Genomic DNA, 10,898 nt, shown 5'->3' on the forward strand with positions numbered 1-10,898 from the left:
TGTTTATTGTTCGAATTGACCAAATTGTTGTTGTAACTGGCGATTAGTTTGCAGGCGTCCTGCGAGGGCGTCACCCAGTTGCGCCACCACCGCAGAAAGTAATAAGTTGAACAGACAGCTCACTGGTGCCAGTGAGTCCCAGAAATGTCCGGTGTCGGTTTTTACCTGAAGCAAATCAATGGAATAATCCCTGGCCCATGGACACCACACATCGGTAATTAGCGCCAGCGGAATGCAGCGTTCAGTGGCGACACGGCAATATTGTCGCGAAATAGCGGAGTAGGCGCGCATATCGGTAATAACCACGTAAGGCTGGCTGAATCCCGAGTTCAGCGACTCTACCCAACTGCCGGAAAGGCCTTCGGAGTAGCTGACTTTAGGTCGCAGATATTCCAGGTGACTAAAAAAGGCGTTAGCGATCCCGCGTGTGGACTGGATCCCGAGGATGTACACGGCTTCCGCATGCGCCAACTGCTGTGCAATGCGTAGAAACGTCTCACCCTGAGCAAGTTGGTAGACGTGGGTAATGGCGTCGATTTCCAGTAACAGCGACTGGTGCGCCCGATCTGGCAGGCTTTGTTGCTGGTGCCAGGAATCCAGTCGTTCATTCATTCCCCAGGGCTGATACGGAACTACAGGCAGCTCACGCAGACTGGCTTTTGCATCCTCCAGGTTACGAAAGCCCAGTTTACGCAGATAACGTCCGACGGTAATGCCGCTGGTTCCGGTTGCTTTCGCGATGCCATCCGCGGTTTCAAATGGGATCTGCACAGCATGGGCTAACAGCCACCCAGCCACGCGCTTTTCGCTGGGCGTCAGCTGGCTAAAGGTTTGCTCTATGCGGGTAAATAACTCTGGTTTGGCTGTCATTACCTTCTCGCTGTTAGTTGTCTGTCAGATTCCGTATCTCTGTTAGCGAATTAACAATGCACGACGCGTGCCATGTCAGTAACAGCGGCATGTCGGCTGTTTTTGTTAAAACTCAGCTCAAATTTGTTAACCAATGATCAACATTTGTGCAGCGTAGTTCAGTTTTGGTGCAACGGCAGAGGAAGCGGGGTATGAATCTGTTGATTTCGTCGGAACGATCACATTGTGGGCAACATTTATCCCTAAGACATAAGAATCAGTAATTGAAAATATAAATTTCAGCCATATCAATAACACCAATCTTTATTCTTATGACGATAGGGGTATTATTTTCGCGAGCTACATTAACGGTGTTAAGCGCAAGTGTAGATATTATTTATATTATACATGGAGTACTACAATGAATAAATTCTCCCTTTCTACAGCAGGTATTCTGGTCGCAGCGCTGTTAACCAGTGTCAGCGTCAATGCAGCAACAGATAACGCTAAAACTGAAGTGACTCCGAAAGGCATGAACTGTCAAGAGTTTATCGATTTGAACCCACAAACTATGGCTCCGGTGGCCTTCTGGGTGCTCAATGAAGACGAAGACTTCAAAGGTGGCGATTACGTAGACTATAACGAAACCGTTACGACTGCAGTTCCTCTGACCGTTGAACTTTGTAAGAAACATCCGCAGAGCGAATTAAGTAAAATAAAAGACGAAATCAAAAAAGAATTATCTAAATAAAATTAAGCCGTTATTAAAACCCAGCCAAATTGCTGGGTTTTGTTATTTGTGACGTTGTCACTTATTTGTTTTGCAATACTTAAGAAAACTTTATAAAGATATAAACGCCTGTGCCGATACTGGATAAAAGTTAGCCTTTTGCAGAAGGAGTTTGTATGGCCTGGTATCCTACTCGTATTTCAACGCGTTTAACCATCGGCGGCATTCTGCTGCTTGCAGTAACGACTATTGTTATCGTGGTGATTATGCTCTGGCGTGGTCAGCCGCGCGTCGTTGAAATCAACACCGCCCTGATCGAAGAAACAGGGCAAGGTTTAACCCGTCAGTTGAGTACTGTATTGTCCCGAATTGAAGGTGAGACAGTCAGCCTGTCGCGACTGGCTGAAGTGTTGCCTAACGATGAATCTCTGTATCAAAGCGTCGTTCCGCATCTGATTGGTGAAGGTAAAGACTCGATTATTACCGGCGGCGGCATCTGGCCAGAACCAGACGCCTTCACCGCAGGTGTGGAGAAAAGAAGCTTTTTCTGGGCGCGTAATGCCGAAGGAAAGCTTGTCTATTCCAACGATTATAACGTCGAAGGATCAAGCGGATACCACAATGAAAGCTGGTATCAGCACGCCAAAGGGCAATCACAAAACAACTGCCTATGGTCTGATGTTTACCAGGATGCCAGTTCAGGCGTCAACATGGTGACATGCAGCGTGCCTTATCAGCAGGCGGGCAAGTTTGCCGGTGTCGCTACCACCGATATCCGTCTGGATAACGTCGCTACTTTCATGCAGCAGCAGGGCAACAGCACTGGCGGTTACGCGTTTGTGGTAGACAAGCAGGGACAAATTCTCTATTTCCCGCAGGCCGACCTGGCCAAACATAAAACCATTAACGATCTGGCGCAAAGCGCGCAGTGGCTTATCCCGGTGCAGAACGGTCTGAAATCTTTGCGCCCGACAGATGGGGTGAAGACCATAACGCTGGAAAATGATCTCGTCCTGAATACAGCGTCACAGGTCATGCTGTTCCCGATGCCAGATACCGGCTGGGTCGTAGGGCTTGTGACACCAGAATCACGTATTGTCGGTCTTGCCAAAGTGATGATGCAGGACGTTCTGGAGGTATTGATCCCTATCATGACGCTGTTGCTGGTGGGATCATGGCTGGTGGTTCGTCGACTAATTTCACGTCTCGATGATACCCGTCAGGCACTTGATGACATCGCGCAGGGAGAAGGCGATCTTACCCGTCGTCTGGATGTTCGCGGCAAAGATGAGATTTCGGCTATCGCCGAGGCGTTTAACCTGTTCGTCGATAAAATCTCGGCCATCCTGATCACCGTCAGAAGCAGTAGCACAGTGGTGGCGAATAACGCCGTTAGCCTGGCTGATAGTAATATGGAGCTTTCATCTCGCGTAACGCAGCAGGCCGCTGCGCTGGAAGAGAGTTCAGCGGCTATGGAGCAGTTAAATGCGACCGTTCATCAAAACGCCAGTAATACACAGTTGGCGGATGAGCTATCCGATAACACAGCGCAAACGGCCAACCGTTGCGGTGATGTGATGCAAGGCGTTATCTCTACGATGGATAACGTCAGCGCCTCATCCGGCAGAATGGTGGAAATTGTCGCTGTCATCGACAGCATTGCGTTCCAGACCAATATTCTCGCCCTGAATGCCGCGGTTGAAGCCGCCAGAGCGGGTGATGCTGGCAGAGGGTTTGCCGTCGTGGCCTCCGAAGTGCGCACGCTGGCTCAGCGCAGTGCCACCGCTGCCCAGGAAATTAAAGCGTTGATTGATGAATCCGTTTCTCATGTTGGTAGCGGAAGTCAGCAAATTCACACTGCCGGCGAACGTCTGGGAGAACTGGTCAGCAATGTGCGTCAGGTACGCCAGTTGATGGGGGAAATACGCGTTGCTGGTGAAGAACAGCGTAAAGGTGTTTCCGAAGTTACGCTCGCCGTTACCGAAATGGACAGCACCGTTCAGCAAAACGCATCATTAATTGATGATGCCGCCGCACGTACACAGGCATTGAAAGAGGAGGCGGAGCAGTTGGCGTTGCTGGTCTCGTCATTCAGATTGCCTGAGCCTTCAGTGGCCTGATAACGACACGATATCCGGGTGCAAACATTGTGCCCGGATAACTCCAGTATAATGGCGCTTAACCACGATTTATCGATTTAACTCCTCTTTATTGTGCCTTACAAAACTTTGAATCATTCCCCGCTTAACTCTATAATATTGGGTGTAAAGTCGTTTTTATTCCAATAAGAGCCAATATTATGGATTTAACGCTCAATACAGCAGCCGATATCGTCAAACTACTTTGCGACAGATTACGTAAGGAACGGCTCGCGCAGCAAATGACGCAGGCAGATGTTGCCGCGCGTTCAGGTGTCGGTGTGAATACCGTTTCGAATCTGGAAGCAGGTAAAAATGTAGGATTTGAGAATCTGGTCAAAGTCGCGATGGTGTTAGGCTATGGTGACGCGCTGGAGGGCTTATTCAAACCCAGGATCGACAGTCTGGATGATATTTTGCGTTACGAGAAGAGCGCGGCACGTCAGCGGGTGAAAAGGAAAAATACTGATGCCTGAGCAAGTCGATATCTTTTATGAAGGCTGGGGTGAAAAATGGTTGTGGGGAAAACTGGTGTCTTCCTCAGCCCTGACCGGACGCCCGTTGATCGCCTTTGAATACAGTGAAGACGCTATACGTAAGGGGCTGGAGCTGTCCCGGCTAAGGTTACCACTGAACGGTCCTCGTTTACGCAGGGATTTCCCGGCTCATCAGTTGGGATTACCAGGACCCGTGTACGATTCGCTACCTGATGGTTGGGGTATGCTGTTGATGGATCGTTTATTTAAACGCCGTGGACTCAACGCAGCGCGCATAGGACCTCTGGAGAGATTAACCTGGGTCGGCAATAACGCAATGGGCGCCATGACGTTCCGGCCCTTTCAGTCAGATGCCGAGACGCTTTCAAAAGAGGATGTTCCTCTCGAACAACTGGCATCTGAGGTTCAGGAAGTCCTGAGCGGCGAAGGCGGGGAATTCTTGCAAAAACTGCTCCAGATGGGTGGTTCACCGCAAGGGGCCAGGCCAAAAGCGTTACTTTATCGTGACAGTGTCACGTCAAAGTTCACCACTGCGCCTCTCCCGGGGAGCGAAAGCTGGTTGATTAAATTTCCTGCCAGGCATGAGCATGCTGAGGTATGTGCCATCGAAGCGGTGTATGCTGAATGTTTGCGGCAATGTGGGATCACTACGCCTGATACCGCGTATTTTAATCTGCCTGACGGGCAGGCGGCATTTGCTACCCGCCGTTTCGACCGTGACCAATCGGTCCGTATTCCTATGCAGAGCCTGGCGGCATTTACCGGTGCAAATTACCAGATACCCGGTGCTTTAGATTACCGGGATTTTCTGCGCGCCACACAGATTTGTACCAATGATGTCAGAGAAAAAGCGAAAGCGTTCGAACGCGTGGTTTTCAACGTGGCATTTAACAACCGCGATGACCATCCCAAAAACTTTGCCTATTTAATGTCAGCCGCAGGAAACTGGACTTTGGCTCCGGCTTACGACGTGACCTGGTGCGAAGGACCCGGCGGGTATCACCAAATGGACGTGCTGGGAGAAGCGCTGGATATCGAAAGAAAGCACCTGCAGCAGCTTGGCGTACAGGAAGCTGAGCTATCAGCTGAGCAGGTGAACGCTATAATCGACAAGATCTGCCACCATGCAACAGCGCTAAGCGTTACAGCCAAAGACAAATACGCCGATCAGATAACACAAACTACGCTGAATACGATACAGAAACAGATTAATGATAATGTCCGCCGTTTAATGTCCCGGTAACGCAGATACAGCCGCTACACTTAGCGAAGAATTAAATCTGAGCGAGGCAACGTTATGGCTGAATTTGTCGTGAATATGCTGAAAAACACGCCAGTTTGGGTGTATCTGCTGTTTGCCTTTCTACTGTATCGAGGGATTAAAGCCAGAACACCCGCCACTGTCACGCTGGAAAAGCTGGCGCTGATCCCCGCTATTTTTTTAGTCTGGGATATCTACGATTTAATCACTTATCGCGACCCGACCCTCATTACCTATATTCAGTGGGCGATAGGTATCATCAGCGGCGCAATCATTGGCTACATATTAATTAACCCCGGCCGTTTGAGCCGCAGTAGCGCACCACGGAGTATTCACCGTCCGGCAGATTATTCCGCATTGCCATTTATGCTGATGGCATTCGGCGTTAAGTACGTACTTGGCGTACTTAACGCCATTTCCCCCGACGTTTTACGTCAACCCGCAATGAGCGCCCTGGCTATCATTACTGGCGGCATGTTCGCCGGAATTTTTGTGGGGAAATTTACCCGCTACGTGAGCGTCTGGCTCAGGCTTCCCGCTCAGAACAACCATTAACGTCCCCAACGATTGCGAATATAGGTCACAGCTTCCTGCGTTTGCGGTTGATTAAGGTAATCTTCGCGAAACAGGATCGTGCCGTTAATGTACGGTTCGGTCTCGTTTAAATCGAGCTGCTTTTTCAGTTCCGGCACACCGCCTTTGACCGTCCAGTCTGGCTCTTTTCTCGATGGTTCACCGACTTTATACAGCGCTACACCAATGTAGAGGCGAGTGTTGGTTGATTTCACTACATCTGCCCACCATTTTGCCAGTACATCGTAGCGCGCTGCGTCGCGGGCAAAAGGCCAGTAGAGTTGCGGTGCGATGTAATCCAGCAAGCCTTGTTGCACCCAACGGCGGGTGTCGGCATAAGATTCATCATACGCTGCCGCACCGCGCGTGTCGGAGCCCGCTGGATCGTGCGAACGGTTGCGCCATACGCCCGCAGGGCTGACACCGAATTCAACCTCAGGCTTGAGTTTCTTGATAGTCCGTGATACCTGGGCAATCAGCCGTTGCGTGTTATCGCGGCGCCAGTCAGCTTTGGAAGCGAATCCCTGGCCGTATCTTCTGAACGTCTGGCTGTCATTGAGCGCAGAGCCGGGAGACTCGGTATAGAAGTAATCATCAAACTGCACACCGTCAACAGGGTAATTCTCAACCACTTCCGCCACGATGCTGGTTATCCAGTCACGCACTTCGGGAATGCCGGGGTCTAACACAAAACGCTCGCCCGCGGAGCGGATCCAGTCCCGATGCAGGACGTATACGCTGGACGGTGTTTGTGACAGCGTGCTGTTTAATTCAGTGACCGTCGAAGGTTTGGTGTTTACAGACACGCGATAGGGGTTAAGCCAGGCATGAACTTTCATGCCGCGCTTATGCGCTTCATCGAGCATAAACTGCAGCGGATCGTAACCCGGATCCTGACCAATCCTACCGGTCAGGGTATCTGACCATGGCAAGATTTTAGACTGCCACAACGCGGTGGCATCAGGTTTCACCTGGAAAAAAACGGTGTTAATACCAAGTCGTTTCAGGTTGTCCAGCTTATCCGTCAGCGCTTTTTGCTGCAGGCTGATGCGTACAGCAGGTGAACTGATGTTCACAGATGAGATCGGCGGCCAGTCAAGACGTGAAACCGTCGCCAGCCAGATCCCACGCACTGGCTCCTTACTCTGCTGAGGTTTGCTCACCGGAGGTTGCGGAGTGGTTTTGGGGCCGGGCGGTTGTGAAGAACAGCTGCCAAGTAACAACATACTGCCCACAAGTACAGCAAACCATTTCATGTTGGTCAGCGGTAGTCTGGCACGAGAACGGGCGATAATCTTCGCCAGTTTTTTCTGATAATTTCCTGAAAAGAAACCGGATGCTGCCATCTGATTTTGCTCTTATTTCTTCTTATTGCGGCTGTTAGCCCAGGGATCGAAGGCCGGTTCGGGAGTGTTATTTGAGGCCTGGTCATGTAGAGAGTCCAGGTACAGTGCTTCTACTTCTGCCCGTGCCCACGGCGTACGGCGCAGAAACTTCAAACTGGATTTAACGCTCGGTTCATTTTTAAAGCAGTTGATATTAATGCGTTGCGCCAGCTCAGCCCAACCATAACGTTCAACCAGGGCATTGACCTGCATTTCTAGCGTCACGCCATGTAAAGGGTCTTTAGAATTATGAGCATTCATATGAAGTCCAGTTCAGTGGTTCCAGATTTTGTCAGTAGTGAGACGGGAAGAAGGTTACAAGAAAGCAAAGCTGCCAGCAACGGCAGAAAGCGGTATGGCGCGACAAGCCGTACGTCATACCGGCAATGGATGGATCAATACTCTTTAAAAGCCAGTTCCAGACGGGCAATCAACGGTTTAAACAGATAACTCATCAGGGTTCGTTCACCGGTCTTGATCGTCACGCTGGCGGGCATACCCGCTTTAATTTTGTAATCGCCCAGCAAACGCGCGCCCTCTGCTGAAACCTGTACTTCCGCAAGGTAGTAAGGCTGCTGAGTGGCTTCATCAATTAAACGGTCCGCAGAGATAGTCAGAACCTGGGCCGGAACCGAAGGTAACAGCGCATGGTTAAGGGCAGGGAACAGCACATCAACGGTTAAACCGGGGACCAGTTTATCAATGGCATGTACGGGTATTTTGGCATCAATTTGCATCGGTTGTCCGGCGGCGACGATATCCATCAAATGTTCTCCAGGCTGAATGACGCCGCCCACGGTACTGACTTTAACATCCAGCACAATACCGTTAATCGGTGAGCGGATCTCGGTGTTATCCAGCTCATGACGCGTTGATACCAATTCATCCTCCAGCATTGCCACTTCTTTTTGGTTTTCCGTCAGTTCAGACTCAACTTCACGTAAATATTGATGACGCACCTGGTAGGCTTTAATTTTTAATTCGTTCTGCTGCGATTTCAGTTTGGCAATGTTAAGAATATCTTCTGAAACGCTGCCAGATATTTCTGCTGCCTCGCGCTCCAGCACCAGTAATTGTGCTTTGGGGTAATAGTTTTTTTCACTCAGCGCCCGAATAGCTCCTAACTCCCGGTTAATCAGAGAAAACTGGTGGTCGCGATAGCCTTTTATTTTATTGAGATTATCCGCCTGTCCAACCAGACCATCGAGCGTCTCCTGAATCATCGACAGTTCATCCTGAATCGTTTTGCGACGGGTATCGAAAAGTTTAGCCTGCAGATTTCTGACTTCTGATAGCCGTTTATTGCCAGAGAATTGCTGCGTCAGCGTAGTATTAAAGCGGATCACATCCAGGTCATCGCGTTCTGCTAACAGGCGATCTTCGATACTTTTTGCAGAAATATACTGGGCATTCAACGCGCTGAAACGCATTTCAAGCTGCATTTTATCCAACCGGACGAGGACCTGATTTTTCTTCACGAAGTCGCCTTCTTTGATAAAGATATCGGTTACCCGACCGCCGCTCAGATGCTGAATGGTTTTGCGGTTACTCGATACGGTTACCGTACCATCGGCGACCACGCCCGCATCTAACGGAGCTTGCACTGCCCAGAGGATAAAACTACCGACACCAAGCACAATGACGATCACGCCCCGGATAATCGGCGACCAGATATTGGTATCTACGCCAGCAGAGGCCGTGTTGTGGGGATTCTTTTTCATCATCAAGCCTCACGTTGCTGTTCAGTCGTGGATGGAGAAGGCGTAGCCACCGGTTTCAGTACGTTGGCCTGACGCAAATGGGCAAAAACCTGATCGCGGGTACCAAACTCCTGTATAACGCCATCGTTAAGCAACAAAACCTTATTGACCACGCCGAGCAGCGTCGGGCGGTGTGAGATAATGACTGTGGTTTGTCCCTGGGTACGCAGGGCATTGATGGCTTTAACGAGTGCAAATTCGCCCGCGTCGTCAAGATTGGCATTCGGTTCATCAAGAACGATAAACGCAGGATTGTTATACACGGCGCGCGCCAGCCCGATGCGCTGCCGCTGCCCACCGGAGAGCTGGTATCCACCTGCGCCCAGCAGAGTGTCATAACCTTGCGGCAAGCGCAGGATCATCTCATGAACGCCTGCCAGTAATGCGGCGGCGACGATAAGCTCACTGTCATTCTGCGCGAAGCGGGCAATGTTTTGTGCGATGGTACCGTCAAACAGTTCCACATCCTGCGGCAGATAGCCAATAGACGGGCCCAGCAGCGCTTTATCCCACTGGCATATATCTGCGCCATCTAATCTGACTTTCCCTGATAACGGTTTCCAGACACCAACCAGAACCTTTGCCAGCGAGGTTTTTCCTGAGGCTGAAGGGCCGATAATCCCCAGCACTTCACCTTGCTCCAGCTGGAATGAGATATTACGCAGTAGCGGGGAAGGCTGGCCGGGGGCTGCAGCGAAGACGCTTTCGACGCTGATGTTGCCATTCGGACGCGGCAGGGTCAGTACCTCTTTCGGCGCCGGATACTCCTTCAGCAAGGTTGAGAGCTGATGCCACGCGCTACGAAACTGCACGAACTGCTTCCAGCTGCCAATGACTTGCTCTACCGGGTTGAGGACGCGGCCAAGAATGATCGAGGCGGCAATCATCAAGCCCGGGGTAATATGGCCGCCGATCACCAGTAAAGCCCCGGCGCCCAGCGCAATCGACTGCAGCAATACCCGCACAAAGCGGCTGAGACTGCTTAACCCGGCCGTTTTGTCGGCAATCTGTGTTTGTAGCGCCAGCACTTTGTTATGTTGCTCCTGCCAGTTGGACTTCAGGGTCGAAAGCATCCCCATCGCTTCAATGGCATCGGCGTTTTGCAGCTGTTTATTCAGTTTGCTGGCATTGTTAATGGTTAAGGCGTGCGCTTGCTGAATCGGGCGCTTGGTAGAGATTTCAGATACCAGCGTCAGAATAAATAATAATGTTATTCCGCCGAGAGAAAGATATCCCAGCAGGGGATGGACCAAAAAGGCGATGAACAGATATATCGGCGTCCAGGGAATATCCAGTAAGGCGAACAGACTATTCCCGGAAAGAAACTGACGGATCTGATCCAGTTCGGCTAAAGATTGCGCCGGGTTGTTATCACCGGTAACCATCTTTCTTTTAAAGGCCGCGTTAAAGACCAACTGACTTAGCTTTATATCCAGCCTGTTGCCAAGCCTGACCATAACCTGCGCGCGGGCAGATTCAATCATGGCAATAACGATGTACAAGCCGACAATCAATAAGGTTAACATTAACAGCGTGGTGGTATTTTTACTGACCAGCACACGATCGTAAACCTGTAGCATATAAATTGCCGGCGCCAGCATAAGCATATTAATCACACAACTAAAAAACAACAGCATCAGAAAAGTGGGTTTCGTTCCCTTTAATGCATCATTCAGTTCTGTTGGCGTATGCTGGCACGACATAG

Annotated in this window: 10 protein-coding genes; 5 read left to right on the forward strand and 5 right to left on the reverse strand. The window is 50.4% G+C overall.

All coding sequences use genetic code 11. The features are described from left to right. Nucleotides 1-3: 3 nt before the first annotated feature. Complete coding sequence (locus GFB57_RS16200; protein ID WP_003020002.1) at nt 4-870, reverse strand: MurR/RpiR family transcriptional regulator; 867 nt, start codon at nt 868-870, stop codon at nt 4-6. A 400-nt stretch (nt 871-1,270) separates the two neighbouring features. Between GFB57_RS16200 and hdeB the strand changes: the two genes are divergently transcribed. From hdeB to GFB57_RS16225, 5 genes are all read left to right on the forward strand, one after another. Beyond that, on the forward strand, nt 1,271-1,600 hold the full coding sequence (hdeB, locus tag GFB57_RS16205) for an acid-activated periplasmic chaperone HdeB (protein WP_003019999.1): 330 nt from the start codon (nt 1,271-1,273) through the stop codon (nt 1,598-1,600). A 155-nt stretch (nt 1,601-1,755) separates the two neighbouring features. Continuing rightward, nucleotides 1,756-3,699 (forward strand): methyl-accepting chemotaxis protein, encoded by a 1,944-nt coding sequence (locus GFB57_RS16210; protein ID WP_003019994.1) that lies wholly within the window; start codon nt 1,756-1,758, stop codon nt 3,697-3,699. 179 nt (nt 3,700-3,878) lie between these two features. Then, the gene (locus GFB57_RS16215; protein WP_003836258.1) at nt 3,879-4,193 is read left to right on the forward strand and encodes a helix-turn-helix transcriptional regulator; all 315 of its coding nucleotides are present in this window, start codon (nt 3,879-3,881) and stop codon (nt 4,191-4,193) included. Then, nucleotides 4,186-5,457, forward strand: a complete 1,272-nt coding sequence (locus GFB57_RS16220; protein ID WP_003019985.1) for a type II toxin-antitoxin system HipA family toxin — start codon at nt 4,186-4,188, stop codon at nt 5,455-5,457. The genes GFB57_RS16215 and GFB57_RS16220 overlap by 8 nt, the downstream gene beginning before the upstream one ends. Nucleotides 5,458-5,511: 54 nt before the next feature. Then, on the forward strand, nt 5,512-6,030 hold the full coding sequence (locus GFB57_RS16225) for a hypothetical protein (RefSeq protein ID WP_003019982.1): 519 nt from the start codon (nt 5,512-5,514) through the stop codon (nt 6,028-6,030). On the opposite strand, the gene GFB57_RS16230 is transcribed toward GFB57_RS16225, so the two are convergent. From GFB57_RS16230 to GFB57_RS16245, 4 genes are all read right to left on the reverse strand, one after another. After that, a complete protein-coding gene (locus tag GFB57_RS16230; protein ID WP_003019978.1) occupies nt 6,027-7,394 on the reverse strand; it encodes a glycoside hydrolase family 10 protein in 1,368 nt (455 codons plus the stop codon). The genes GFB57_RS16225 and GFB57_RS16230 overlap by 4 nt on opposite strands. A 12-nt stretch (nt 7,395-7,406) precedes the next feature. Continuing rightward, the gene (locus GFB57_RS16235) at nt 7,407-7,694 is read right to left on the reverse strand and encodes a VF530 family protein (protein ID WP_003019974.1); all 288 of its coding nucleotides are present in this window, start codon (nt 7,692-7,694) and stop codon (nt 7,407-7,409) included. Nucleotides 7,695-7,828: 134 nt separating this feature from the next. Next, entirely contained in the window at nt 7,829-9,157 is a 1,329-nt protein-coding gene (locus GFB57_RS16240) for an HlyD family type I secretion periplasmic adaptor subunit (protein WP_003019968.1), read from the reverse strand. Continuing rightward, nucleotides 9,157-10,896: a type I secretion system permease/ATPase gene (locus GFB57_RS16245; RefSeq protein WP_003019965.1), complete on the reverse strand. Its 1,740-nt coding sequence runs from the start codon at nt 10,894-10,896 to the stop codon at nt 9,157-9,159. The genes GFB57_RS16240 and GFB57_RS16245 overlap by 1 nt, the downstream gene beginning before the upstream one ends. Nucleotides 10,897-10,898 lie beyond the last annotated feature (2 nt).

The sequence above is a fragment of the Citrobacter sp. S39 genome (genome assembly GCF_009495675.1).
In the GTDB taxonomy this organism is placed as follows: Bacteria; Pseudomonadota; Gammaproteobacteria; order Enterobacterales; family Enterobacteriaceae; genus Citrobacter; species Citrobacter freundii.

Excerpts from the sequence above, each read along its gene's own strand:
- GFB57_RS16200 (WP_003020002.1), bottom strand. The coding sequence starts at position 870 with ATGACAGCCAAACCAGAGTTATTTACCCGCATAGAGCAAACCTTTAGC.
- hdeB (WP_003019999.1), top strand. The coding sequence starts at position 1,271 with ATGAATAAATTCTCCCTTTCTACAGCAGGTATTCTGGTCGCAGCGCTG.
- GFB57_RS16210 (WP_003019994.1), top strand. The coding sequence starts at position 1,756 with ATGGCCTGGTATCCTACTCGTATTTCAACGCGTTTAACCATCGGCGGC.
- GFB57_RS16215 (WP_003836258.1), top strand. The coding sequence starts at position 3,879 with ATGGATTTAACGCTCAATACAGCAGCCGATATCGTCAAACTACTTTGC.
- GFB57_RS16220 (WP_003019985.1), top strand. The coding sequence starts at position 4,186 with ATGCCTGAGCAAGTCGATATCTTTTATGAAGGCTGGGGTGAAAAATGG.
- GFB57_RS16225 (WP_003019982.1), top strand. The coding sequence starts at position 5,512 with ATGGCTGAATTTGTCGTGAATATGCTGAAAAACACGCCAGTTTGGGTG.
- GFB57_RS16230 (WP_003019978.1), bottom strand. The coding sequence starts at position 7,394 with ATGGCAGCATCCGGTTTCTTTTCAGGAAATTATCAGAAAAAACTGGCG.
- GFB57_RS16235 (WP_003019974.1), bottom strand. The coding sequence starts at position 7,694 with ATGAATGCTCATAATTCTAAAGACCCTTTACATGGCGTGACGCTAGAA.
- GFB57_RS16240 (WP_003019968.1), bottom strand. The coding sequence starts at position 9,157 with ATGATGAAAAAGAATCCCCACAACACGGCCTCTGCTGGCGTAGATACC.
- GFB57_RS16245 (WP_003019965.1), bottom strand. The coding sequence starts at position 10,896 with ATGTCGTGCCAGCATACGCCAACAGAACTGAATGATGCATTAAAGGGA.